The organism is Maribacter sp. PR1 (assembly GCF_028464145.1).
Taxonomy (GTDB): Bacteria; Bacteroidota; Bacteroidia; order Flavobacteriales; family Flavobacteriaceae; genus Maribacter.
The window spans coordinates 73,475-100,024 of the sequence record NZ_JAQPCG010000007.1 but is presented as its reverse complement, the minus strand read 5'-3'; the positions used below and the strand labels follow the sequence as shown (position 1 = coordinate 100,024).

Here is a 26,550-nt window from a genome sequence, read left to right as displayed (position 1 = left end):
TAGTTCACTTTTGTTACAAAAGAATGAATTAAATGAAATAAAAGAGTGCACGCGACCGGCTAATGTATTTCTTTTGGGTTTATTTCTATTAGTTTCTATAGTCCAAGGCTGGCTCTCTATCTCCAAGAAGTGGAATGTATTCAAAATCAGGCCCGCGCTTTTCGATAAACTCCTTTTTTGCGTTCTCCACCAATTTTTTATCGTAGAAAAGGTCAATAGCCGTTAAGGTCAGGGCTTTTGCGGCAACCATCATACCTTTTTTACCTATGGAAGTTCCTCCAGCAGCCACGGCTTGCCAACTGTGCGCTGGAGTACCTGGGACCCAAGTAGCTGCACTCATACCTACGGTAGGCACCGTAAAGCTAACATCCCCAACATCGGTGGAACCCCCTGGTTTTGCTTCCGTTTTGTAAGGCTGAACGTTTTTTGCGATACTGAGATCTGCTTTTTCCTTACCCAAGGATTTCGCAATTTTATCGGCAAATTCTTTTTCCTCTGGGGTATAATCGAACCCTCCCACTTCGGATAGGTTATCGTGCATTACCTTTTGTAGGGTGAGATTGGGTAGTAATTCATGAACACCACCTAGCATTTCATAGTCCATGGTCGTTCCTGTTCCTAAAGCTGCACCTTCAGCAGCTTTTACGATACGATCAAAAATATCTATGACAACATCTCGGGTATTATGTCTAGCGTAGTAATATACCTCTGCAAAATCTGGCACCACATTGGGTGCTTTTCCACCAGAAGTTATTACATAATGAATTCTTGCCTCGGATGGCACATGTTCCCTCATCATATTAACCATCATATCCATAGCCTCGACACCGTCCAAGGCAGAGCGACCTTGTTCTGGCGCCGCCGCTGCATGGGCAGAAAAACCATGGAATCTAAATTTAGCGGATTTATTAGCGAGAGCGGCTCCGGCATTTGCGGAATTTTGTGAACCGGGATGCCAGTGCAGGGCGATATCAACATCGTCAAAAACACCGGCCCTGACCATATAAACCTTTCCAGAACCACCCTCTTCCGCAGGTGTACCATAAAACCTAATGGTTCCCTGCTTTTTATTAGCATCTATCCATTCTTTTGTAGCAATAGCTGCTGCCGTAGAAGCCGTACCAAACAAATGATGGCCACAGGCATGTCCGGCTGCTCCTCCGGCCGATTTTTTCTCTGCTACCGCTTCTTGTGAGAGTCCGGGGAGAGCATCATATTCTCCCATAATCGCTACTACAGGGCTTCCACTACCATATTCTGCAATAAAAGCCGTAGGAATACCGGCGACTCCTTTTTTAATTGTAAATCCGGCATCTTCTAGTGTTTTTTGTAATAGGGTGGAACTTTTTTGTTCTTGGTAGCCCATCTCAGCCAAATTCCAGATTTGTTGAGAAATATCACCGTACATTTCGCTTTTGGTATCTAAGGATTTTAAAACGTCTTTTTTTGTTTTTTGTGAGCTTAAGGTAAGTACGGAAGTACATAGGCTTATGAACAATAAAGTTGATTTTCGCATTCTAGAGTGGTTTTTGAGTTAGCCCTTAAAGTTACTAAAAACGGTATATTCTTTTCCAAAAGAAGCCTGTTTGTTTAATTTTACAGCTTACTTTTATATTTATGAATATACCTAGGTCCAATTACCCCAGAATAGTAATTATTGGCGGAGGCTTTGGGGGGATTTCCTTAGCTGAAAAACTAAGAAAGCAAGAAGTACAAGTAGTGCTTTTGGACAAGAATAACTATCACACTTTTCAACCTTTGTTATATCAAGTTTCTACGGGAGGTCTTGAACCCGATTCCATTGCCTACCCTTTGCGTAAGGTGCTTAATGGTTATAAAAATGCTTTTTTTAGACTTGCCGAAGTCACCGAAATAATGCCCGAAAAGAGGATGCTGCAAACATCCATTGGCGAATTGTCCTATGACTATCTCGTTATTGCCACTGGGTCCGAAACCAACTTTTTTGGAAATGATGAACTTGAAAAACACGCCATGGCCATGAAGTCGATTCCTCAATCTTTGAACCTTAGAAGTTTGATTTTGGAGAATTTTGAACAGGCATTGTTGACGGATGAATACCATGAACGTAATGCACTAATGAATTTTGTCATTGTCGGTGGAGGCCCTACTGGTGTGGAATTGGCAGGTGCCCTTGCTGAAATTAAAAAAGGAATTTTACCGAAGGATTACCCGGATTTGGATACGCGGAGGGCGCAGATAAACATAATCCAGGCAAGGGACCATCTTTTGGATGCTATGAGCGAAAAGGCCTCAAAAAAGGCGGAGGACTTCTTGGAAGAATTGGGAGTTCAGGTTTGGAAGAATGTTAGAGTAACTTCATACGATGGAAAGACGGTACGTACAAAGACGGATCTTACATTTGAAACGGCAACCTTAATTTGGGCCGCAGGGGTCAAAGGAGCGACGATTAAGGGTATTGATGCGAAAGAACTTATTGCTGAGGGGAACCGAATTAAAGTTGATGAGTATAATCGGGTCATTGATCATCCAGAAATATTTGCTATTGGAGATATTGCCTGTATGCAGAGCGAAGAGGCCCCAAAAGGACATCCCATGATGGCTCAACCTGCCATTCAACAGGGAAGAAATTTGGGAGAAAATTTGATACGATTGGTTAATGAGAAGCCACTAAAACCTTTTGTCTATAAGGACAAGGGTAGTATGGCAACGGTTGGTAGAAATAAAGCTGTGTGTGATTTAAAAAACATCAGATTTCAAGGAGTTTTTGCCTGGTTTGTTTGGATGTTTGTTCATCTGTTCTATTTAATCGGGTTCAAAAATAGGGTAGTGGTCTTTATAAACTGGGTCTATAATTATATACGATTTGATCGTGAGGCAAGATTGATTATACGCCCCTATAAAAGAGATTACCATCAGTTTAAGGATTGATTGGGATTCTTGTGATTTACTTCCTTGGGTGATATTTGTTCATAATGTCTGCCAAATGTGTACGGTCAACATGCATATAAACTTCTGTAGTAGTAATGCTCTCATGGCCAAGCATTTGTTGAATGGCCCTTAGGTCAGCGCCATTTTCTAGCAAGTGAGTTGCAAATGAATGTCTAAATGTATGTGGACTAATATTTTTTTGAAGACCAATTTTCTCTGCCAAATCCTTAACGATGGTAAAAACCATGGCTCTGGTAAGTTGTTTACCTCTTCTATTTAAAAACAAGGTATCCTCAAAACCTTTCTGAATGGTTTGGTGAACCCGAACTTCATCTCTGTAAATGTCAATATACTTTTTGTTTACCTCACTGATTGGAACATAGCGTTGCTTATCTCCCTTTCCGGTTACTTTAATAAAATCTTCATCGAAAAAGAGATCGGAAAGTTTGATGCCAATAAGCTCCGATACACGTAATCCACATCCATAAAGAGTTTCTAGCATGGCCCTATTGCGCTCTCCTTCAGGCTTACTTAAGTCGATATGTGTAATAAGTTTATTTATTTCTTCTTCAGAGAGTGTATCTGGTAGTTTTCGTCCAACCTTCGGGGCTTCAATTAAGTCCAATGGGTTGTCTGCTCTATAATCCTCAAAAACTAAATAATTGAAAAAACTTTTAAGGCCCGATATAATTCTTGCTTGCGAACGAGGGTTTACTACTTTGGCAACTTCATAGATAAATTGCTGAACAATTTCCTTTGAAATCTTTATGGGTGAGTCATCTATTTGATGGTTGGCAAGGTAAATCATTAATTTTTCAACGTCCCACTTGTAATTTTTTATGGAGTTGTTTGCCAACCCACGTTCTAATTTTAAATAATGTTCGTAGTCTCGTAAGGCGTGTTCCCATTTCATATTTAAAGATACATTTTATCTTTAATCGAGGTTTTTGTTTTCAAAGGAGAATATTTGATTTTTTTGAATTAATCCAGATTATGAAAGATTCATATCTTTGATATAGCAACCATTAAACATTATAAAAATGAAAAAAGTAGTACTGATGGTATCCTTATTGATTTTGGGATGCTACTCGATAACAGCCCAAGACGACATGCGTTTTGGAGCTAAAGCAGGATTTAATATCTCATCCTTGGGAGGAGATGCTAATTTAAGTTATGATCCAAAAGCAGGTTTTCATGTTGGAGGAGTATTAGAGATACCTTTTAGCGATGAACTCATGATACAGCCCGAAGCATTAATATCCCTACAGGGAAGTGGTGGGTTTTTTCAAGATGACCTAAATTTTTGGTACTTAAATGTTCCCGTTATGGCCAAATACAATGTATGGGATGAATTGTACGTTGAGGCTGGGCCTTATTTAGGTTTGTTGTTGTCCAATAATGTAGACCGTAATATTTCTGGTACCGGGGCAAGTTTTGATAACACTAATGGTCTTGATCTTGGTTTGGGTATTGGAGCGGGATATAGATTAGATGAAAATTTCTATTTCCAAATACGATATTCCACCGGATTTATCAATGTAATTGAGGACGTAAATTCTAAAAATAGGGTATTCGCGGTTTCAGCCGTTTACTTTTTGTAAAAACAAAGAGAATTAAGGAAAGGCGAAAGATATTCTTTCGACTTTTTTTATTAAAAAATGCCTGAGAATTTAATTTATTGAATATTTTGTTTAACAACTTACCCTGAGAATCAGTGACTTTACCACCAAATATTGAACGGTGACAACTAAAAACTAGACGGTTGTTAATTTGAGGTTAAGTTTACGGTCTAATCAACAATTAACAAGTAATGAAAGGTTTAGTAGCAGTAATGTTTTTCTTGGGAATGGGTTTTTACGGTACTTCACAGTATGTGGATCGTACAAACTTTAGAGCCGGACTTGTAGGCGGTATAGTAACAGGAGACTATTCTGAGGACTATAGTTTGAATTTAGGCTTGGATATTTACCAACATTGGGGGGTGTCTAGAGAAATAGATTTGGGTTTAACCACAGGTTTCAGCAATGCATTTGGAGAAAAGCAAACGATTACAAATGGCGGGCTAACCGCTGAAACCGAATTTGATAATATTCAATTTATTCCAGTTGGTGGTTCATTTCGGATTTACCCAACCTCGGGCTTTAAATTTGGTGGAGATGTGGGTTATGCCATTGGTGTCAATAAAGGCAATGAGGGCGGATTTTATTATAGACCCTCTTTAGGCATTGACCTAAATCAAGGTTCATCGGAGTTGAACATCTCTTATTTTGTAGTCAATGATGATGCATCCTTTGCAAGTGTCCTACTTGGATATTTATTCCTTTTTTAAATCAAAAAATAGAATAATTGTATAACGTGGTATTCGATGGATACCACTTTTTTTGTTGAAATAATTAGTACTTTTATCGATATGCGAATTATCATTATAAATGGCCCAAATCTTAATCTTTTAGGGAAACGGGAACCAGAGGTCTACGGAAACAAAACGTTCGAAGATTACTATTCTGAATTACAATTTAGGTTCAAGGAAGTTGAGCTGGAGTATTATCAATCCAATATTGAGGGGGAGTTGATTTCTAAACTGCAGGAAGTTGGTTTTGAATATGACGGAATTGTTTTGAACGCCGCTGCTTATACGCATACTTCGGTAGGCATAGGAGATGCAGTAAAGGCTATTGAGACTCCTGTTGTGGAGGTGCATATTTCCAATACCCATAAAAGAGAAGACTTTAGGCATGTTTCTTATATTTCCCCTAATGCTAAAGGGGTTATCCTAGGGTTTGGATTACAAAGTTACGATTTGGCCATCCGAAGTTTCCTTTAGGGCAAACTTATTTTGAGCTAATCCAAATCACCTTATTTTTCGTAGATTATTAAAACATGTATGCTATGAAAAAAATACTTCCTGCAATACTAGTGCTCTTTATTTTTCAACTCATTTCTTGTAGTGATAAGGATGCCCTGGAGCTAAGCCCCATTACCGAGGACAGTCTTCTACTAGTAAATGCTTTCCCCAATTTAACTTTTTCCAGACCCTTGGACTTTCAAAGCCCCAATGACGGTAGTGACCGAATTTTTGTTGTGGAACAGGGAGGTCTTATAAAGATTTTTGAAAATGACAGTGAGGTCGACCAGGCTACTACATTTCTAAGCTTGGAAAATAGTATTGCCAGTTCAGATGAACTCGGGCTATTAGGTCTGGCCTTTCACCCCGATTTTGAAAATAACGGTTATTTCTTTGTGAATTATACGCCATCGAGTGATGTAAGTGTAGTTTCCCGTTTTAAGACGATGGATAACGATAGTAATGTTGCCGACCCCGCTAGTGAATTGATTTTATTGCGTGTTCCCCAGCCATATACCAATCACAATGGAGGGCAATTGGCCTTTGGGCCAGATGGCTATCTATATATAGCCATGGGCGATGGAGGGTCTGGTGGCGATCCTGATGGCAACGCCCAGAACTTGGAAAATCTTCTGGGAACCATATTGCGAATTGATGTAAATAGTTCAGATAATGTTCAGAACTATACAATTCCAAATGATAATCCATTTGTAGATGTCGATGGAGCTCGCCCAGAAATTTATGCATATGGACTTAGAAACCCGTGGCGATTTTCCTTTGACAGCCAGACTGGTAAAATTTGGACAGGTGATGTTGGACAAGGCGAAAAGGAGGAGATTAATATTATTGAGTCCGGAGGCAATTATGGTTGGAATATTTTGGAAGGAACGTCATGTTACAACGATCAGGATTGTGATGATACGGGTACCATAGCACCTATTTTTGAATACGGGCATGAGAACAACGATAAGTCGGTGACTGGTGGATTCGTTTACAGGGGGAATTTAACACTTAGTTTAAATGGCTATTATATTTACGGGGATTTTGTATCGGGCAGAATTTGGGCCTTGGAAAATATTTCTAGTGCCACAGCTAATAGCATTTTGTTACTGGAGACAGGTTTGAATATTGCTTCTTTTGGTACCGATGCTAATAATGAACTTTTCATCTGCAGTTTTGACGGTAAGATTTATCGGATATCTGAGCAGGAGCAAAATTTACCTTAAATATTTTTCTTCCACATAAAAAGTGGCAAAAGGAAGTAGCGAGGCTATACCGAAAATTATAAACCGCTTAAATCCCCATTTCTTATTGTAACAAACTAGAATGGCAAGTAGAATAAATGCAATGAATAAAAACCCATGGGCATATCCTACCCATTTGTTGGGTTCCGGAATCTCCGCCCAATACTTAAGGGGCATGGTTACACCAAATAAGGCCAAATAGGATATCCCTTCTAAAATTGCGGTAACTCTAAAGGCTTTTAACATGAGTTTTGAATAAAATATAGGGGCAAACCACTTGAGTATAGCTTTGCCCCTTTTGATTAAAAGTTTTTATAGGTGGATTACTTCATCATAAGCATCCGCAACGGCTTCCATAACGGCCTCACTCATGGTTGGGTGAGGATGTACCGCTTTAAGTACTTCATGGCCTGTTGTTTCGAGCTTTCTTGCTACAACAGCCTCGGCAATCATATCCGTAACTCCAGCACCAATCATGTGACATCCGAGCCACTCACCGTATTTCGCGTCAAAGATTACTTTCACAAATCCATCTGGAGCACCAGATGCTTTTGCTTTTCCACTTGCAGAAAAAGGAAATTTACCAACTTTAATGTCCAATCCTTTTTCCTTCGCTTGTTTCTCGGTAATTCCAACAGAAGCAATTTCTGGAGTACAATAAGTACATCCCGGAATGTTGCCGTAATCCAAAGGCTCAACATGCATTCCAGCTATTTTTTCCACACAAAGAATGCCTTCTGCAGATGCCACGTGGGCTAGTGCCTGACCCGGTGTTACATCACCAATTGCGTAGTAACCTGGAATGTTCGTTTGATAGTAATCATTTACAAGAATTTTGTCCCTATCAGTTGCTATACCTATATCTTCCAGTCCGATATTCTCAATATTTGTTTTAATTCCAACCGCGGATAAAACGATATCAGCTTCTAATACTTGCTCCCCTTTAGCTGTTTTTACGGTAGCCTTAACACCATCTCCGGAAGTATCAACTGAGGTAACCTCAGCAGAGGTCATGATTTTTACTCCTGCTTTTTTAAAGCTTCGTTCCAATTGCTTGGAAACATCCTCATCCTCTACAGGAACTATATTAGGTAAATATTCCACAACAGTTACATCAGTACCCATTGAGTTGTAGAAATATGCAAATTCGATACCAATGGCACCACTACCAACCACAATCATTTTCTTTGGCTGTTCTGGTAGCGTCATGGCTTCTCTATAGCCAATAATTTTTTTGCCATCTTGAGGTAAACTCGGTAATTCCCTACTACGAGCACCGGTAGCTATGATAATATGTTGACCACTATACTCTGTTTCCTTTCCATTCTCATCTTTTACGGAAACTTTCTTTCCAGATTTCAAGGTTCCGTAACCTTTAACAACCTCGATCTTATTCTTCTTCATCAAGAATTGAACACCTTTGCTCATGCCATCGGCCACATTTCTACTTCTTTTTACAACGGCGCTAAAATCCTTATCCACACCTTCGGCCATTAGTCCATAATCACCAGCATGCTGTAAATATTCGAATACTTGGGCGGACTTTAATAAAGCTTTTGTTGGGATACATCCCCAATTAAGACATACACCACCTAAACTTTCCTTTTCAATTATAGCGGTTTTTAAACCTAATTGAGAAGCTCTAATAGCAGTAACATAGCCTCCTGGTCCACTACCCAAAACAATAACATCGAAAGTGCTCATATTTAATTCTTTTTGTGGTTGAAATTTGAGGTGCAAAAATACAAAACCTAATCGGAAATTTATCCGAGGCAGGTAAGTTTTATAAAATTAGGAGCTATTGTGAAAATTATGTAAAGTTAAGATTATAAGGCTATCCAATTTGATGGATAAAACGTTTTATAACTACAGTTTTTATTTACTTTCAACGAAATCCAAGGCTACTCCATTAATGCAATGTCTCAAACCGGTGGGTGCAGGTCCATCTTCAAATACGTGTCCTAAGTGCCCTCCGCAAGTGGCGCAATGTTCCTCCGTTCTCTTATAGCCTATTTTATAATCTACATCATAGGAGACATTCCCTTCGATTTCTTTGTAAAAACTTGGCCATCCAGTGCCTGAATCAAATTTGGTTTCACTTTTAAATACAGGTGTTCCACAGGCTGCACACACATAGGTCCCTTTCTTCTTATTGTCCAAAAGTTCACTTGTGAAAGGATTTTCGGTAGCTGCCTTTCTAAGGACATAGAATTCGGCATCTGTAAGTTCAGCTTTCCATTCCGCCTCGGTTTTTTGAACTTCGAATTCCTTAGCGTCGTTTTTGTTCTGGTCGGAGACCATTTCCTTTTCTTGGGAAACACCTTTGCAACTGGTTAAAAGTGTAAGGGCTATAAGTAATACAGAAATTTTCATGCGTATTTTTTTTAATATGTCGATAAATGTTAAGTATCCTTTCAAAGTTAACCTACTTACGTAAAACTTATAGTTAAGGTTTTCTAAACGGATTTAAATAAAAAACCCCGCTTCGACGGGGGTTTTTATTTTTTAATTCAAGTAATGTTATTTTAAAATTACTTTTTGAACATCATTCTCAGTGACTCCAAGTCTGTTCATTACGGAGTTTATATCGCTAACGTCCAATTTGCCAGTTTGTGCGGCATCTGCAGGTAAAATGGCTATTCTAAATACTTGGTCGTCCGTATCACCAGGGAGCAACGTACTTAGGTCAAAATCAGATTCTAAAAAAATGTTTACATCAAAAAAGGTGTAATCATAATTATATTGTAATAATCCTTGGTCTATAATTCTTGTTTGGGGCATCAGCCTCCAAATGTCTACAGGATCACCATTACCATCCTCGGTTTGGTCCCATAACAAGTAGACTAGAACTACGTCCGTTTCAAAGACTTCAATAGATTGTGGAAATTCATAAAAAATGGAATAATTATCTTCCGCTGTAAATGTACCTTGAATATCAACGACTTGGCCTAAAATGTTAACTCCATCCTGTCCGTCCAGTCCGTCTAAACCATCAAGGCCGTCATAACCTGGTGGACCTTGTGGGCCTTCACAAGAGATAAAAAAGAGAGCTGCCATTGCGCTGAAAAGAATTGTTATTTTTTTCATGATATAATATTTTTATTGGTTTATCACTATTTATTTTATCCAAGTTATTCAAAAAGCGTTCCAATTTTAGTATTTTAGAAATAATATCGGTAAATATCTAAAATCAGATTTAAGCTATTGTTCCCTTAAAGTTGATTAGATTTACGATTAAACTTAGAACATTTATGTCCAAAATAATCACTCACTCCTTATTTTCAGAATTTGATATCAACCTTTTTAAAGGAGGTAAACATTATCGTCTTTATGATAAGCTAGGTTCGCATATTGTCGAAGTAGACGGTGAAACCGGGACTTACTTTGCAGTATGGGCACCTTCAGCAAAGAACGTGTCGGTCGTTGGAGATTTTAATGGATGGAATTCTGATGAGCATCAGTTAAACGTAAGATGGGACGCAAGTGGAATTTGGGAAGGTTTTATCCCTAAAATTGGTAAAGGAGAAAAATATAAATATAAAATTCAATCACATAATAACGATATCTGGACAGAAAAGGCAGACCCCTTTGCCAGATTGTGTGAGCATCCGCCTAAAACAGCTTCAATTGTATGGTCCGAAGAATACCAATGGAAGGATAACGATTGGATGGGCTATAGAAAGGAAAAGAATGGTTTGGATAGACCCTATTCGGTGTATGAGGTCCATATTGGATCCTGGAAAAGGGATAAAAGTAATAATGTTCTGAGTTATAAGGAATTAGCCAAGGAACTTGTTTCCTATGTTAAAGAAATGGGATATACCCATGTAGAATTTATGCCGATTATGGAATATCCATATGACCCATCTTGGGGATACCAGTTAACGGGTTATTTCGCTCCAACTTCCCGATTTGGAACCCCAGAGGAGTTTAAGATGTTGGTGGATGCATTTCACCAGAATGATATTGGTGTAATCTTGGACTGGGTTCCATCCCATTTTCCAGAGGATGCTCATGGGTTAGGTTATTTCGATGGCTCTCATTTGTATGAACACCCAGACAGAAGAAGAGGTTATCATCCAGATTGGAAGAGTTTGATATTCAATTATGGTAGAAATGAAGTCAGGGCTTTTTTGATAAGCAATGCGCTTTTTTGGCTGGAGCAATTCCATGCCGATGGTTTACGGGTGGATGCCGTTGCCTCCATGTTGTATTTGGATTATTCCCGTGAGGACGGAGAATGGGAGCCCAATATGTACGGTAATAATGAGAATTTGGAGGCCATGTCCTTCATTAGGGAGTTAAATCAAGAAGTACACGCCAGTTTTGAAGGTGCCGTACAGACTATTGCAGAAGAGTCAACTGCATTTTCCGGAGTTTCCAGACCCGTTGAGTATGGAGGTTTGGGATTTGGTATGAAATGGATGATGGGTTGGATGCATGATACCCTTGAATATTTTAAAAAAGAGCCCATTTATAGAAGGCATCATCAGAACGATTTAACTTTTAGTATGACTTATGCTTTTACAGAGAATTTTATGTTACCTTTTTCCCATGATGAGGTAGTTTATGGAAAACAGTCCTTGGTTTATAGAATGCCAGGGGACGAATGGCAACGGTTTGCGAACTTGAGATTGTTGTTTGGGTATATGTTTACACATCCTGGTACCAACTTAATGTTCATGGGGGGTGAATTTGGACAAACCTCGGAATGGAATTTTCAAAATAGTCTGGATTGGCATTTGTTGCAATATGAGCTGCATTCAGGAGTTCAACAATTTGTAAAGGACTTGAACTTACTTTATAAAAATGCTCCGGCCTTGTACGAAAAGCAATTTAGTAAGGAAGGTTTTGAATGGATAGATTATGGAGATCATGAAAACTCGGTTTTGACCTATATTCGAAAAGGACATGATACCAAGAACGACCTTATAATCGCTTGCAATTTTACTCCTGTTGTACGTGAAAATTATCGAATAGGAATGCCAAAAAAAGGAAAGCTAAAAGAGGTGTTAAATAGTGATGATGTCAAATATGGCGGAACAGGTCTTATAAATAAAAATATAAAGACCTCAGCCAAGGAGTGGCATGGACATAAAAAATCCATAGAAATTACTATTCCTCCCTTGGGCGTGGTTATTATAAAATAGCAAATAACTTTAATCGTTTTAGAGTTTAATCGCTAGGTTAATATTATAATATTATCCGATATTGTACTTCTTTTGCTGATGTCAAATTTCTTCATGTTATGATTACAAATACGGAATTGGAATACAAGGGTAATTTATACCCTAACCATATAGTCGAATTTAAGCAGGACAACCATAATCTTTATTTTACTACTGAAAACGGGGTTGTCCTTAAAATCACGGTTTTAAGAGGTAGCGTAATTCGTTTTAGATATGCCACCAATTATATTTTTGAACCAGATTTTTCATATGCCATAGATGAGGAAGCATCCTTAGGATATAGTGTTTTGGATGTAAATGAAAATGAAACGGAATATACAATCAAAACGGCAAGGATACATATCTTGGTAGATAAGATGACCTTAAGGATCCAAGTATCTGATTTAGAAGGTAATATAATCAATGAGGATGAACTTGGATTTCACTGGGAAGAAAACTATGAATATGGTGGCAACACGGTAAAGATGAGTAAAATCACCCAGACCGGGGAGAGTTTTTATGGTATGGGAGATAAGTCTACACACAGCAACCTAAAGGGTAAGCGTGTGGAAAATTGGGTAACGGATTCTTACGCATACGGCAAAGACCAAGATCCTTTGTACAAGGCTATTCCTTTCTTTATAGGTCTCAATAAAGGAAAAGCTTATGGTATTTTCTTTGACAATAGTTTTAAAACCCATTTTGATTTTGCTCATGAAAGAAGGAATATTACCAGTTTTTGGGCAGATGGTGGTGAAATGAACTATTATTTTTTCTATGGACCAGATATGTCTACCGTGGTGGGCGCCTATTCCAACTTAACTGGAACACCAGAACTGCCACCGCTTTGGGCATTGGGCTTTCATCAATCCAAATGGAGTTATTACCCAGAAAGTAATGTCAAGGAAATCGCTAAACAGTTTAGAGATCTTCAAATTCCTTGTGATGCCATATATCTGGATATCGATTATATGGATGGTTTTAGGTGTTTTACATGGGATAAAAACCATTTTCCTGACCCAAAAAGGATGATTTCCGAATTGGAAGCGGAAGGTTTTAAGACTGTTATAATGATTGATCCCGGTATAAAAATAGATCGGGATTACTGGATATACAATGAAGCCTTGGAGAACGATTATTTCTGCAAGCGAGGAGACGGTCCCTTAATGCACGGTAAAGTTTGGCCGGGAGAGTGTAATTTTCCAGACTTCACCAATCCTGAAGTGAGAGAATGGTGGGCAGAGTTGTACAAGGAGTTTATGTCAGATTTGGGAGTTCATGCCGTATGGAACGATATGAATGAACCTGCAGTTATGGAGGTTCCCAGTAAAACAGCACCCTTGGATACGCGTCACGATTACGATGGTCATCCATGTACCCATAGGAAGGCGCATAACGTCTACGGAATGCAAATGGTAAGGGCTACTTACGAAGGGGTAAAAAAATACGTGTATCCCAAAAGGCCATTTGTAATTACAAGGGCGGCATACGCGGGTACTCAGCGGTATTCTTCAACCTGGACGGGTGATAACGTGGCTACTTGGGAACATCTCTGGATTGCCAATGTACAAATGCAACGTATGTGTATGAGTGGCTATTCTTTTGCAGGTTCGGATATTGGTGGGTTCGCCGAACAACCTAATGGAGAGTTATTTGCAAGATGGGTTCAACTCGGGGTTTTTCATCCTTTTTGTAGAGTGCATTCCAGTGGTGATCATGGGGATCAGGAGCCTTGGTCTTTTGGCTCTGATATAACCGAAATTGTCAAAAAATTCATAGAAATACGCTATCAATTACTGCCTTATTTGTATACGATGTTTTACAAATACAGTAAAGATCATATTCCAATGATCAAGCCCCTTGTTTACTATGATCAGGAAGATACTCAAACACATTTTAGAACGGATGAATTTATTTTCGGAGATCAAATATTGGTGTGTCCGATACAAGAACCAAATGCCCAAGGTAGACGGATGTATTTTCCCAAAGGGAGATGGTATGATTTTTGGACCAATGATTCAGTGAATGGAGGTAAGGAGCGTTGGGTAACTGCTGAATTGGACAAGTTGCCTATTTACATTAAGGCTGGTGCTGTTATTCCTAAATATCCTATTCAGCAATATATAGGTCAGGTTGAAATTAAGGAACTAATATTAGATACTTATTTTAAACTTGGGGTTGAAACATCTGAGGTGTATGAGGACGCACAAGATGGATACGACTATAAAAAAGGCAGATACTCTTTAAGAAACTTTAAATTGACTGGAAAGGAAAAGTCTTTGACTATTCAGCAGTTCAAGGATGGTAGTTTTATCACTGAATACGAAACTCTAAAATTCAATTTTCATGGATTACCTTTTAAAATTGGAAAGGTGGAGGTAGACAATGAAGAAGTTACGTTAAAATCGGTACGCCCAAATGGTAACAATACCTTTCATATAGACAAAAACTTTACGCTTTTGCACATTACCTCAAAATAATAATTTTGTAATTTTCCGTCCAATAATACACTAATAATGAAAAAAATAGTTTTAGTAATTTCCTTGTTTTTAGCTGTTTCAGCTTGTAAGGTAAATCCTTTTACAGGTCAAAAAACATTGAATTTTTACCCCAATAGTCAAATTTTTCCGATGGCGTTTGCCCAATACGATCAATTTTTAGGAGAAAATAAGGTTGTTGAAGGAACATCCGAAGCCCATATGATAACCAGGGTAGGTCAAAGAATCTCATCAGCCGCGGAACGTTGGTTGGCAGCCAATGGATATCCCGGGTATTTAAATGACTACAAGTGGGAATACAATTTGGTAAAGGACGAAACGGTGAACGCTTGGTGTATGCCAGGCGGAAAAATTGTATTCTATACGGGTATTCTTCCCATTTGCCAGGGTGAAACAGGTGTAGCGGTGGTAATGGGGCACGAAGTAGCACACGCCCTTGCAGATCATGGTGCGCAAAGAATGAGTGCCGGCACTTTGCAGCAATTGGGTGCAGTGGCAGGCAATATTGCAATCCAGGATCCTGAAAAAAGAAATATGTTTAACCAAGCGTATGGTATTGGTTCACAAGTAGGCGTAATGCTTCCCTTTAGTCGTGGGCATGAAACGGAGGCGGACCGTATTGGATTACAGATAATGGCAATTGCTGGATATGATCCATACGAAGCGGCAGAACTTTGGAAAAGAATGAAAGCAAATAGTGGGGGTCAGGCACCACCGGAGTTTATGAGTACGCACCCTTCCAATGATACGAGAATCAACAACTTAACTGCTTGGGCTCCATTGGCTGCTGAAGAAGCCGCTAAATTTGGAGTGACCAATTTCAAATAGGGAATAACAATTTATTGTATATTGAAGCCGTTCCAACGAACGGCTTTTATTTTATTCAATGGCAAGAACACTGGTATTAAAGGGGAGTAAAAAGTTATTGAACGCTTGGGCATTTTATGATTGGGCCAACTCCGTTTACAGTCTTGTAATTTCCTCAGCTGTTTTTCCCATTTTTTATGGAGCATTATTTCGGGTGGCGGAAATTGATAAAGTAACTATTTTTGGAGGAGAAATTGCAAGGGCTCCACTTATTAGTTACACGACTTCTCTGGCTTTCGTATTCATTGCCTTAATAACGCCTCTTATTTCTGGAATTGCGGATTACTTGGGAAACAAGAAAGTTTTTATGCAGTTTTTCTGTTATTTAGGAGGGGTATCATGTATTGGTCTCTATTGGTTCTCTTTGGAACATATTTATTTTGGGCTCATATGCTACTTCTTTGGACTGGTCGGATTTTGGGTGAGTTTTGCTATTAATAATTCCTACTTACCGGATGTAGCGTATCCGGAACAGCAAGACGCAGTAAGTGCCAAAGGATTTTCGCTAGGTTACATTGGGAGCGTTTTATTACTTATCGTGAATTTGGGCATGGTCATGAAGCCCAATATGTTCGGAATTATTACGGATGCCAATGGGGTAGCGGAAATTAAAGCAATGAAGTATTCTTTTGTATCCGTCGGGATTTGGTGGATAGTTTTTGCCCAGTATAGCTTTTATTACCTACCAAAAGGAAATAAAAGAGAAGGGGAGCGGACTAATGTTGTTCTTAACGGGTTTAGGGAACTGAAAATGGTCTGGCACCAGTTGGGAAATCAAACTAGATTAAAAAGATATTTAGGTGCATTTTTTGTTTACAGTATGGCCGTACAAACGGTAATGCTCATTGCGACTTACTTTGGTGAAGAGGAAATAAATTGGGGAACGAATACTGAGCGCACAACTGGACTAATAGTCAGTATTTTGGTGATTCAAATTGTCGCCATCTTAGGAGCATCTGTCACGGCTTGGGCCTCCAAGAATTTTGGAAACATTAAAACATTGATTGTGGTCAATGCATTATGGGTGTCCATCTGCATTTATGCGTATTTTGTCATTACTCCCACAGATTTTTACATCGCTGCCGGTTGTGTTGGTTTGGTTATGGGGGGAATCCAAGCTTTATCACGCTCTACGTATTCCAAGTTTATTCCACAAACAAAAGACACGACTTCATTTTTTAGTTTTTACGATGTGGCCGAAAAAATTGGTATAATCATTGGAACTTTTTTATACGGATTTATCGCCCAGGTCACGGGCAGTATGCGTAGTGCCATAATCTTTTTAGGTGTTTTTTTCTTGGTGGGGATGTTATTATTGACTCGGGTAAAGCAATTAAAAAGACCCCTTGAATAAGGGGCCTTCCAGTTGTTGATTGTTCGTTGTTTTGATTTTATCCTTTCGAAATGTCCCCAGAGCCCGAGGTTTTGGTATCCAGTTTTTCCGGATTGCCTTTATAGGTAATATCACCAGAGCCTGAAACCCTTGCTTTAAGCATTTTATTGGCCGTGACTTTAATATCAGCTGAACCTGAAACGGTTGCATCTACATTATCTGCCTCCAAGTCGAATGCCTTTATGTCTCCGCTGCCCGAAATGGTAGCATCAAAATCTCTTGTACTACCGCTTAACATGATATCTCCGGAGCCAGACATACTGGCGCTAACGGTATCCGCATCAATATCCAAGCTGATATCTCCTGAACCCGACATAGCAGTGTCCAAGTTATTTGTTCTTATGGTAGTCTTACCTACAATATCACCTGAACCCGATAGCGCAATGGCGTCCACACTTTCAACAGGAACCGTTATCACAATGCCATTGTTCCATGATGAAGGTTTCAGGTTAACTCCCTTTTCTGTCTTAATGACTAATTTTCCATTATTCACTTCTGTGATGATATACTCCAATAAGTTGGATTCTCCAGTAAGGGTTAATTTACCTTCGGCACCATCAACAAGATTTACATCGAACCAACCAGAAACGGCAATGGCGTCATATTCGCCGATCGTCCTATTTATAGTTACTTCGTCACCATTTCCTTTTATTCTTTTACCCCATTGGGCGGAGCAAGAAACGGTCATGGCCATTACGATAGCTAGTGTTGTGATTTTTTTCATTTTTAAATTGATTTAAATCTGAACATAGTTCAGGGATTGATTGATATTAATTTTTAGTAAAACTTATGCCTCCATAATCACTGTTCAAGGTAACCATATTTCCGCTTCCTTTGCTTCCATAATAACCTTCATAGTGTTTTGATGAGGATTTTTCTGTGCTTATGTGGGTTACAAAATCATCTTTTCCACTTACACCTGCGTAACTTGTGGTAATATTAAAATCAAAGTGATAATTTGAATTATAACCAATTTTGACGCCCGTATAGTCCGACCTAATATCTACATCGCCTGCATCTTCGGCAAGTTCATCTATACGAATTGACCCATAGTCGGACGAAATGTCGACGTTGCCATGTACACTTCCTAATTTAATAGTTATGTAGTCACCACTTCCAGTAATGCTTTTGACATTGCCTACTTCCATTTTACCGTAATCGCTACTATAGTCCAAATTTTCCATTTGGTCTATTTTGGCATTTGTGTAATCGGCATTCACTTTTAGGTCCCCAGCTTTTTCAACCGTAAATCCGGAATAATCTGCACGTATTTCACCACTATTGATAAATTCTATGGTAGAGTTTGATGTATAATCAAAGTTCAGCGAATTGTTTCGTCCCCTTAATTCTCCAATTTCCAACCTTCCGTAGTCACAGCTTATTTTCGCATGTCCATCCACACGATCCAAAATTATAGACCCATAATCGTTATCCAGGTTTATACTATTTTTAATAGGCAGCTTAATGGTATAGTTAATTTGCATGTTAACGTTGTTATTCTTTCCCCAGTTCCAACCCCAACCGCTTTTATTGTCGTTAAATTGGGTTTCGGCCGAGACTTCACTACTGCTGGCATCAAAATCTACGGAAATTTCATCAAGTTTGCGTTGAACTTTTTCCTCATTATTACCATTAGTTTTTATATGGACTTCTATCAATATCCTATTTTCGTTCCAAGACGTAATATTTAGATTACCATAGCTATTGTCTACTTTAAGTAGAGCATCTGCGTTTACCTTGAATTCCTTTTTAATGGTTTTTTCCTTGGTATACTTCCCTTTCAGCTTACCATCATGGGCCAAAATGAGACCAGGACAGATGAATAGCGCAAGTACGCCGTATTTAAATAGTAAAGTTTTCATCATCGTATTTTTTTAGATTTTTAATAGTTTCAATTTGGCTCAAAACATCATTTAACAAGTCAATTCTGGTTTGGAAATTGGTAATCATGGCGCTCAATATCAATTTACTGTTTCCTCCTTTAAGTAGTTCGCTCTCCAAATGGCTATAATCCTGTTCCAGTTTTTTTAATTGATTCATAGTATCGGAAATAATCTTTTTGGTTTCCGGTGAATCTTCTGCTTCTAATTCCCTTACCTGCTCCTCAATTAAGCTCGCAAAATAAAATTGGGTATTTGCAACTTCTGGGGAGATATCCGCAACTTGCTCTTCTAAACTGGGGCTCAAATCAAGCTGACCATAAATCAGGGCCACTAATAAAGCCAGGGACGCAGCAATGGACAGTGGTTTCCACCAAATAATGGGGAGGGTTCTAATTGATACCTTTTTTTTAGGTTCATTGAGCTTGGTCAAAAACCGCTGTTCGTGACCCAACTCTGGCTCTAAGGAGTCAAAATGACCTTCCAGGTTTTTAAATAACTCTTCTAAATTTTCTTCTTCCATCAGTTTGCAATTAGCATTTCTTTTCTAAGACTTTCCTTTGCCCTGGATATCGTCGTTCTACAATTAGCGTAGCTAATATTCATAATTGAACATATTTCTTCGTAATCATATCCTTCGATTAAATGTAAGGTCAAAGAAATTCTGTAATTATCTTTTAAACGTTTCATGGTTTCCATTACTTTTTGAGCCTTTTGTTCAGCAAACACATGATCCGAAGCAATTCCGTCATTATCTTCGACCTTGTACATTATTCCATCTAGTGCAACTTCATTCTTTTTTCGTTGCTTTTTGTAATGGTAAATACTGTTGTTTACTACAATTCTTTTAAGCCAAGCGCCAAAAGTAACGTCACCCCTAAACGTATGCAGTTTCGTAAACGCGTTTAAAAACGATTCCTGCATTATATCCTCAGCTTCTGCACTATGCTTTACAATTCGGTAAGCAGTGTTGTACATCGCTTTGTAATACCGATTGTAAACTTCCATTTGTGCACTCTGATTACCTTCTTTGCACGATTGTATTAAATTATCAATATGTACCTTACTTTGGCTCAAAAAGTGATTGGTTTGTCTTAGAGATGACTCAATTTATGTATTGTTACAGTTTCGGGAAAAAGATTTTATAAATTGAAAGAATATAAATTTAAATGAATGGGGTTTAATATAATCTTTATTGAATGACAGAAAGGGAAAAAATGCTAAGTGGGGCCAATTATAACTCTAGAGATTCTGAATTGCTAGAACAATATTATTATGCAAGGAAGCTTCTGAAGCAATACAATGAAATGGAAGCCAACCTTTTTATCGAAAGGCAGAATATTTTAAAAGGACTCTTTGAGCATATTGGCAATAATGTATGGATAGAAGCTCCTTTTTTCTGCGATTACGGAGATAATATTTCTATTGGAAAGGGGACATTTATCAATATGAATTGTATTCTTTTGGATAACAATAAAATTTCAATTGGCGAAAATGTCCTTATTGCCCCCCATGTACAAATTTATACGGCATCGCACCCTTTAAAGGCCTCGGAAAGAATTGTTGAAAATCGTAAAGGTGCGTCTTACTTAACCTCCAGTAAACCGGTAAGTATTGGTAGTAATGTTTGGATTGGGGGAAACTCCGTAATCTGTCCAGGTGTGACTATTGGTGATAATGTTACTATAGGTGCAGGCAGTGTGGTCACTAAGAGTGTTCCCAGTGATGTACTGGCCTATGGCAATCCTTGTCAAATAATCAAAAAAATATAATTCCCAACACTATAGAATTGACGGTTTTGCATTTTCAGGTGATATAACAAAATCACATTTTCTTATCGAGCATACTACTGTCGATGTATGGCATAGGAATTGAAATAACTATATTTTAGAAAGACTAAAAAACAATAAAAACCCTGTAAGCAAGGTCTTTCAAGGGTTTTTAAAATTATAACATTAAAAAGTGTCTGTCTATTTAATGACAGAATGACCGATATATGAGTATGGGAGATTCTAAATTTACAGATTTTGACAATATGTCCTTACAAGGGATTGATCAGGATTCCGAGTTAATACCGTTGCTTACCGCCGAGGATGAAGAACAAATGAACAGTGAGCAATTACCGGAAACCTTGCCAATTTTGCCGTTAAGAAATACAGTTTTATTTCCTGGTGTAGTGATCCCCATCACGGCGGGAAGGGATAAGTCTATCCAGTTAATAAAGGATGCAAACAACGGAAGTAAGGTGATAGGTGTGGTGTCCCAAAAGGACGAAGAAACCGAGAATCCAGATATTAAGGATATAAATACCTTAGGAACCGTTGCGCGTATTTTAAGGGTTTTACAAATGCCCGATGGTAATACCACAGTAATTATCCAAGGTAAAAAACGCTTTGAAATTGCAGAGGTGTTAACGAAAAAGCCTTATATAACTGCTACAGTTCGTGAGACTGAGGAAATTAGGCCAGAAAGGAATAGCAAGGAATTTTTGGCAATAATAGATTCTATTAAGGATTTAGCGCTAAAAATAATTAAGGACAACCCCAATATTCCTAGTGAGGCTTCTTTTGCGATAAAGAATATTCAGAGCGATTCCTTTCTTATCAATTTCGTTTCTTCCAACCTTAATTTAGGTGTAAAGGAGAAGCAAGACCTTTTAGAAATAGGCAATCTTCAGGAAAGGGCTCTTGCAACATTGAAATATATGAATGTTGAGCTCCAAAAACTGGAATTAAAAAATGACATCCAATCCAAGGTAAGGAGTGACTTAGATCAGCAACAACGCGAATATTTTCTACACCAGCAGATGAAAACCATTCAAGAGGAATTGGGCGGAGTCTCCTATGATGAGGAGCTAGAGGAAATGCGGAAAAGAAGCAAGAACAAAAAATGGGGCAAAAAGGTAAAGGAGCACTTTAAAAAGGAACTCGCCAAGATGCAACGAATGAATCCGCAAGTTGCTGAATATTCCATCCAACGAAACTACTTGGATCTATTGTTGGACTTACCATGGAACGAATTTTCCAAGGATAAGTTCGATTTGAAACGTGCGGAAAGAATCCTAAATCGAGATCATTATGGTCTTGAGGATGTTAAGCGAAGAATTATAGAATATTTGGCGGTCCTAAAGCTAAGGAATGATATGAAATCTCCCATTCTTTGTTTGTATGGTCCTCCTGGAGTTGGTAAGACCTCCCTTGGAAAGTCCATTGCCGAGGCTTTGGGTAGGGAATATGTTCGTATGTCTTTAGGAGGTTTGCGAGACGAAGCGGAGATTCGAGGGCACAGAAAGACCTACATAGGTGCCATGCCCGGACGGATTGTACAAAATCTTAAAAAAGCAGGAACATCTAACCCTGTTTTTATATTGGACGAAATAGATAAGTTATCCAATAGCCATCAAGGTGACCCTTCTTCCGCTATGTTGGAAGTATTGGATCCAGAACAAAACAGTGATTTTTACGATAATTTCCTAGAAATGGGATATGATCTTTCCAAAGTTATGTTTGTGGCTACGGCCAATAATTTAGGAAATATTCAGCCAGCACTGAGGGATAGAATGGAGATTATTCATGTAAGTGGTTATACCATTGAAGAAAAAGTTGAAATAGCCAAGAAACATTTATTGCCCAAACAGTTGTCCGAGCATGGACTGGATAGTAGTCATCTGAAGATTGGAAAACCTCAATTAGAAAGGATTGTGGAGGGCTATACCCGGGAATCAGGAGTACGTGCTCTGGAAAAGCAAATAGCAAAGATGGTACGCTATGCCGCCAAGTCGATTGCAACGGAAGAAGAGTACGATATTAAAGTCAGTAATGCGGATATAATAGAGGTTTTGGGGGCTCCAAAAATGGAACGTAGTAAGTACGAAAACAACGAAGTCGCGGGTGTTGTTACAGGTTTGGCCTGGACCAGCGTTGGAGGTGATATACTCTTCATAGAATCCATTTTGTCCAAAGGAAAAGGTAATTTGAGCATTACAGGGAACTTGGGTAAGGTCATGAAAGAATCTGCTACAATTGCCATGGAGTATATAAAATCCAATGCAGATAGGTTTGGGATAGACCCATCGATATTCGAGAAATATAATGTTCATATCCATGTTCCGGAAGGGGCAACGCCTAAGGATGGTCCTAGTGCAGGAATCACTATGTTGACTTCCTTGGTATCCTTGTTTACCCAAAAGAGAATAAAGAAAAGTTTGGCTATGACCGGTGAGATTACCTTGCGGGGAAAGGTATTACCAGTAGGTGGAATCAAAGAAAAAATATTGGCCGCCAAAAGGGCACGCATTAAAGAAATAATTCTTTGTGCCGATAATGAACGTGATATTAAGGAGATAAAAGAATCCTACCTAAAAGGTTTAAAGTTTCATTACGTTACCGAAATGTCAGAAGTTATAGATATTGCTTTAACGAATCAAAATGTCAAAGGGGCAAAGAGTTTATAAAAGGTTTTCGGTTATCTTTATAATATGAACAAAATTACCATAGCGATTGACGGTTTTTCATCTACTGGAAAAAGTACGTTGGCAAAAGAACTTGCCAAAAAATTGGAGTATGTTTATGTAGATACGGGAGCTATGTATAGGGCAGTTACGCTCCATGCTATGCAAAATGGTCTAATCGAAAATGGTGATATTGATAGGGAGTCCCTTTTAAAGGAATTGGATGGCATAGATATGAAATTTGTCTTTAATCAAGAACTTGGTTTTGCTGAAATGTTTTTAAATGGGGAAAATGTAGAGAAAGATATCCGGACCTTGGGTGTTTCCAAAAATGTAAGTCAAGTAGCGGAAATAAAGGAAGTAAGGTCTAGGTTGGTATCCTTACAAAAAGAAATGGGAAAGGATAAGGGAATTGTAATGGATGGAAGAGACATTGGAACTGTTGTATTTCCCGAAGCCGAACTCAAAATATTTATGACCGCTAGTCCAGAAAAAAGGGCGGTGAGGCGCTACAAGGAATTACTGGACAGGGGAGAAGACGTTAAGTATGAGGATATTTTGGAAAATGTTCAAAAAAGGGATTACATTGATTCCCACCGTGAAACCTCTCCTTTGAAGAAAGCGGAAGGGGCAGTGGAGTTCGACAATAGCGATATGGGTTTGGTTCAGCAATTTGAGAGGATGTACGAGCATTCCCTTAGAGTGATTGCAAAACACCAGGCATAAAAAAACTCGCCAGTGACTCTGGCGAGTTTTTCTATTTAACAAATACGCTTTACAAGTTCGGAATAACCAAAACTTGTTCTGGATGAATTACATCTGGATTGCTAAGAATGTTAGTATTAGCAGAAAAAATTTGTTTGTATTTCATAGGATCTCCATAGTAATGCTTTGCAATTTTACTTAAAGACTCTCCACTTTTAACAATATGTCTGTGGTAAACAGATTCGTCTTCCACGGTAATATTCGCTTTTATATCAGACGGATGCTCGCCACCGATTTCTTTTATTTTGTCCCAAATAATATTTTTTTCATACTGAGTTTTTGCTTCTCCTTTTACTTTAAGAACATCACCTTCTACGGAAACGTTTCCATCTTTAATCCCAAGTTGTTCTCCAAGGTCCAAAACTGGTTGATACTTTGCCTTAACACTCATAATTTACTACTGTTTAACGGTTAATATTTAAAGCGTTAAGGTAGTGATATTTGGATAAAATCAACCTAAAATAATTAATTATGATGAAGTGGATTTACTGAAAGTTACAACTAGTTGTGTATTAATTAATTTAGTGTTATTTTTGCACTCCTTTTTTAGCAAGTATATCAAGACGGAAAAGGTGTTCAAAAAACAAATAATTAATATCTTTTATAATCATTGCTTAATTCTTGATAAGATTATAAAATACAAATTTTAAATCAGCAAATGGCTGAAGAAAAAGCAACGGCGCAAGTAGAAGAAACTACGAACGCTACTACACAAGAGGCTGCACAGGAAACACCTAAGCAGCAAGACCCACAAGAGTTTTTAGAAAATTTTAATTGGGAAAAATACGAGCAAGGAATCGAAAAAGTTGATGATACCAAGCTTAAGGAATTTGAAGAATTAGTTGCCGAAAATTTCGTGGATACTGCCGATGAGGAAGTAGTGGAAGGAACGGTAGTTTATTTGACCGATAGAGAGGCGATTATTGATATAAACGCTAAATCTGAAGGTGTTATTTCCTTGAACGAATTTCGTTACAACCCAGATTTAAAGGTTGGCGATAAAGTTGAGGTATTAATTGATATCCGTGAGGATAAAAGCGGTCAGTTGGTATTGTCTCACAGAAAGGCACGTACCATTATGGCTTGGGATAGGGTCAATGCTGCCCATGACAAAGAGGAAATCGTTTCCGGTTTTGTCAAGTGTAGAACCAAAGGAGGTATGATTGTCGATGTCTTTGGTATTGAGGCGTTCTTACCAGGATCTCAAATCGATGTTAAACCTATTAGGGACTACGATCAGTATGTAAATAAAACAATGGAATTTAAAGTGGTTAAGATTAACCACGAGTTCAAGAACGTTGTTGTTTCTCATAAAGCCTTGATCGAAGCGGATATCGAAGAACAGAAAAAAGAGATTATCAGCCAGTTGGAGAAAGGACAGGTATTGGAAGGTGTTGTTAAGAACATCACTTCTTACGGTGTCTTTATCGACCTTGGTGGTGTTGATGGTCTTGTACATATTACGGACCTTTCTTGGAGTAGAATCAATCACCCGAACGAGGTTGTTGAGCTAGACCAGAAATTGAATGTTGTAATTCTTGATTTTGATGAAAATAAATCTAGAATCCAATTAGGTCTTAAACAATTGGAAAAACATCCTTGGGAAGCCCTAAGCGATGAAATTAAAGTAGGTGACAAAGTTAAAGGTAAAGTAGTTGTTATTGCAGACTACGGTGCGTTTATCGAGGTTGTTGAAGGTGTTGAAGGTCTTATACACGTTTCCGAAATGTCATGGTCTACGCACTTACGTTCCGCCCAGGATTTCGTAAAAGTAGGTGATGAGGTTGAGGCAGTGGTATTGACACTGGACAGGGAAGATCGTAAGATGTCCCTAGGTATCAAACAATTGACACCAGACCCATGGACAGATATCACTACTAAATATCCTGTAGGTTCTAGGCACAAGGGTATCGTTCGTAACTTCACGAACTTCGGTGTGTTTGTAGAGTTGGAAGAAGGTATCGATGGTCTTATCTATATCTCTGACCTTTCTTGGACTAAGAAAATAAAGCACCCTTCCGAGTTCACGAATGTAGGTGATACTTTAGAGGTTGAGGTGTTGGAGTTGGACGTTGAAGGACGTAAGTTAAGCTTAGGTCACAAACAAACAACGGAAAACCCTTGGGATAAATACGAATCTGAGTTCGCCGTAGGAACTGTCCACAAAGCAGCAATTACTGAAATAGTGGATAAAGGTGCAACAATTGACTTTAATGAGGATATTACTGCATTTGTTCCACAACGTCACTTGGAAAAAGAGGATGGCAAAAAGCTTGGTAAAGGCGATGAAGCAGAATTTAAGATCATTGAGTTCAATAAAGACTTCAAACGTGTTGTAGCAAGTCATACCGCTATTTTTAGAGAAGAAGAACAACGTAATGTAAAAGCAGCGGCCAAAAGACAAGCAGCTGCAGCAGATGAGGCCAAACCAACTTTAGGTGATGCCAACGATGCACTACAAGCGTTAAAAGATAAAATGGAAGCTGATTCAAAAAAGAAGTAATCCATTAGAATCTTCATAATTAGTAAA

General features: G+C 38.5%; 24 protein-coding genes. 13 read left to right on the top strand and 11 right to left on the bottom strand.

Annotation, left to right across the window (positions count from 1 at the left end; genetic code table 11):
* Positions 1 to 88: 88 nt before the first annotated feature.
* On the bottom strand, positions 89 to 1,516 hold the full coding sequence (locus tag PP182_RS14935) for an amidohydrolase (RefSeq protein WP_272652072.1): 1,428 nt from the start codon (positions 1,514 to 1,516) through the stop codon (positions 89 to 91).
* 101 nt (positions 1,517 to 1,617) lie between these two features.
* Here PP182_RS14935 and PP182_RS14930 point away from each other — a divergent pair, with 101 nt between their 5' ends.
* Complete coding sequence (locus PP182_RS14930; protein ID WP_272652071.1) at positions 1,618 to 2,910, top strand: NAD(P)/FAD-dependent oxidoreductase; 1,293 nt, start codon at positions 1,618 to 1,620, stop codon at positions 2,908 to 2,910.
* A gap of 16 nt (positions 2,911 to 2,926) precedes the next feature.
* Here the strand turns inward: PP182_RS14930 and xerD are convergent, their stop codons facing one another.
* Positions 2,927 to 3,823 (bottom strand): site-specific tyrosine recombinase XerD, encoded by an 897-nt coding sequence (gene xerD / locus PP182_RS14925; protein ID WP_272652070.1) that lies wholly within the window; start codon positions 3,821 to 3,823, stop codon positions 2,927 to 2,929.
* A 127-nt stretch (positions 3,824 to 3,950) separates the two neighbouring features.
* On the opposite strand from xerD, the gene PP182_RS14920 reads away from it, so the two are divergent.
* The 4 genes from PP182_RS14920 (at position 3,951) to PP182_RS14905 (ending at position 6,981) form a co-directional block, all read left to right on the top strand.
* Positions 3,951 to 4,511, top strand: a complete 561-nt coding sequence (locus PP182_RS14920; protein WP_272652069.1) for a porin family protein — start codon at positions 3,951 to 3,953, stop codon at positions 4,509 to 4,511.
* Between the two features lie 209 nt (positions 4,512 to 4,720).
* Positions 4,721 to 5,239: a hypothetical protein gene (locus PP182_RS14915; protein WP_272652068.1), complete on the top strand. Its 519-nt coding sequence runs from the start codon at positions 4,721 to 4,723 to the stop codon at positions 5,237 to 5,239.
* 81 nt (positions 5,240 to 5,320) lie between these two features.
* Positions 5,321 to 5,734 (top strand): type II 3-dehydroquinate dehydratase, encoded by a 414-nt coding sequence (gene aroQ, locus PP182_RS14910; RefSeq protein WP_272652319.1) that lies wholly within the window; start codon positions 5,321 to 5,323, stop codon positions 5,732 to 5,734.
* 65 nt (positions 5,735 to 5,799) lie between these two features.
* Positions 5,800 to 6,981, top strand: coding sequence for a PQQ-dependent sugar dehydrogenase (locus PP182_RS14905; protein WP_272652067.1), 1,182 nt, complete (start codon positions 5,800 to 5,802; stop codon positions 6,979 to 6,981).
* On the opposite strand, the gene PP182_RS14900 is transcribed toward PP182_RS14905, so the two are convergent.
* The 4 genes from PP182_RS14900 to PP182_RS14885 all read right to left on the bottom strand — a co-directional run bounded on the left by PP182_RS14900 (position 6,973) and on the right by PP182_RS14885 (position 10,086).
* Positions 6,973 to 7,245: a DUF3817 domain-containing protein gene (locus tag PP182_RS14900; RefSeq protein ID WP_272652066.1), complete on the bottom strand. Its 273-nt coding sequence runs from the start codon at positions 7,243 to 7,245 to the stop codon at positions 6,973 to 6,975. The two genes, PP182_RS14905 and PP182_RS14900, sit on opposite strands and share 9 nt — an antisense overlap.
* 66 nt (positions 7,246 to 7,311) lie before the next feature.
* Positions 7,312 to 8,703, bottom strand: a complete 1,392-nt coding sequence (gene lpdA, locus PP182_RS14895) for a dihydrolipoyl dehydrogenase (RefSeq protein WP_272652065.1) — start codon at positions 8,701 to 8,703, stop codon at positions 7,312 to 7,314.
* 171 nt (positions 8,704 to 8,874) lie between these two features.
* Entirely contained in the window at positions 8,875 to 9,372 is a 498-nt protein-coding gene (msrB, locus tag PP182_RS14890) for a peptide-methionine (R)-S-oxide reductase MsrB (RefSeq protein ID WP_272652064.1), read from the bottom strand.
* A gap of 147 nt (positions 9,373 to 9,519) precedes the next feature.
* Entirely contained in the window at positions 9,520 to 10,086 is a 567-nt protein-coding gene (locus PP182_RS14885) for a collagen-like protein (protein WP_272652063.1), read from the bottom strand.
* Between the two features lie 164 nt (positions 10,087 to 10,250).
* Here PP182_RS14885 and glgB point away from each other — a divergent pair, with 164 nt between their 5' ends.
* The 4 genes from glgB to PP182_RS14865 all read left to right on the top strand — a co-directional run bounded on the left by glgB (position 10,251) and on the right by PP182_RS14865 (position 16,886).
* Positions 10,251 to 12,149 carry a 1,4-alpha-glucan branching protein GlgB gene (glgB, locus tag PP182_RS14880; protein WP_272652062.1) on the top strand — a complete coding sequence of 633 codons (1,899 nt, stop codon included), beginning with the start codon at positions 10,251 to 10,253 and terminating at the stop codon, positions 12,147 to 12,149.
* A gap of 98 nt (positions 12,150 to 12,247) precedes the next feature.
* Positions 12,248 to 14,647, top strand: coding sequence for a glycoside hydrolase family 31 protein (locus tag PP182_RS14875; RefSeq protein WP_272652061.1), 2,400 nt, complete (start codon positions 12,248 to 12,250; stop codon positions 14,645 to 14,647).
* Positions 14,648 to 14,683: 36 nt separating this feature from the next.
* Entirely contained in the window at positions 14,684 to 15,493 is an 810-nt protein-coding gene (locus tag PP182_RS14870; protein ID WP_272652060.1) for a M48 family metallopeptidase, read from the top strand.
* Positions 15,494 to 15,551: 58 nt separating this feature from the next.
* Positions 15,552 to 16,886 (top strand): MFS transporter, encoded by a 1,335-nt coding sequence (locus tag PP182_RS14865; protein WP_272652059.1) that lies wholly within the window; start codon positions 15,552 to 15,554, stop codon positions 16,884 to 16,886.
* A gap of 37 nt (positions 16,887 to 16,923) precedes the next feature.
* On the opposite strand, the gene PP182_RS14860 is transcribed toward PP182_RS14865, so the two are convergent.
* The 4 genes from PP182_RS14860 to PP182_RS14845 are packed head-to-tail and all read right to left on the bottom strand — an operon-like array spanning position 16,924 to position 19,882.
* Positions 16,924 to 17,649 carry a head GIN domain-containing protein gene (locus PP182_RS14860; RefSeq protein WP_272652058.1) on the bottom strand — a complete coding sequence of 242 codons (726 nt, stop codon included), beginning with the start codon at positions 17,647 to 17,649 and terminating at the stop codon, positions 16,924 to 16,926.
* Positions 17,650 to 17,695: 46 nt separating this feature from the next.
* The gene (locus PP182_RS14855) at positions 17,696 to 18,787 is read right to left on the bottom strand and encodes a hypothetical protein (protein ID WP_272652318.1); all 1,092 of its coding nucleotides are present in this window, start codon (positions 18,785 to 18,787) and stop codon (positions 17,696 to 17,698) included.
* Positions 18,768 to 19,328 carry a hypothetical protein gene (locus tag PP182_RS14850; protein WP_272652057.1) on the bottom strand — a complete coding sequence of 187 codons (561 nt, stop codon included), beginning with the start codon at positions 19,326 to 19,328 and terminating at the stop codon, positions 18,768 to 18,770. The genes PP182_RS14855 and PP182_RS14850 overlap by 20 nt, the downstream gene beginning before the upstream one ends.
* On the bottom strand, positions 19,328 to 19,882 hold the full coding sequence (locus PP182_RS14845) for an RNA polymerase sigma factor (protein ID WP_272652056.1): 555 nt from the start codon (positions 19,880 to 19,882) through the stop codon (positions 19,328 to 19,330). Before PP182_RS14845 ends, PP182_RS14850 begins: the two co-directional genes overlap by 1 nt.
* A gap of 122 nt (positions 19,883 to 20,004) precedes the next feature.
* Between PP182_RS14845 and PP182_RS14840 the strand changes: the two genes are divergently transcribed.
* The 3 genes from PP182_RS14840 (at position 20,005) to cmk (ending at position 23,981) form a co-directional block, all read left to right on the top strand.
* The gene (locus tag PP182_RS14840) at positions 20,005 to 20,577 is read left to right on the top strand and encodes a sugar O-acetyltransferase (protein ID WP_272652055.1); all 573 of its coding nucleotides are present in this window, start codon (positions 20,005 to 20,007) and stop codon (positions 20,575 to 20,577) included.
* Positions 20,578 to 20,807: 230 nt separating this feature from the next.
* Entirely contained in the window at positions 20,808 to 23,258 is a 2,451-nt protein-coding gene (gene lon / locus PP182_RS14835) for an endopeptidase La (RefSeq protein WP_272652054.1), read from the top strand.
* A gap of 24 nt (positions 23,259 to 23,282) precedes the next feature.
* Positions 23,283 to 23,981: a (d)CMP kinase gene (gene cmk, locus PP182_RS14830; protein ID WP_272652053.1), complete on the top strand. Its 699-nt coding sequence runs from the start codon at positions 23,283 to 23,285 to the stop codon at positions 23,979 to 23,981.
* Between the two features lie 49 nt (positions 23,982 to 24,030).
* On the opposite strand, the gene PP182_RS14825 is transcribed toward cmk, so the two are convergent.
* Entirely contained in the window at positions 24,031 to 24,411 is a 381-nt protein-coding gene (locus tag PP182_RS14825; protein WP_272652052.1) for a LysM peptidoglycan-binding domain-containing protein, read from the bottom strand.
* Positions 24,412 to 24,678: 267 nt separating this feature from the next.
* Here PP182_RS14825 and rpsA point away from each other — a divergent pair, with 267 nt between their 5' ends.
* Entirely contained in the window at positions 24,679 to 26,523 is a 1,845-nt protein-coding gene (rpsA, locus tag PP182_RS14820; protein ID WP_272652051.1) for a 30S ribosomal protein S1, read from the top strand.
* Positions 26,524 to 26,550: the final 27 nt, after the last annotated feature.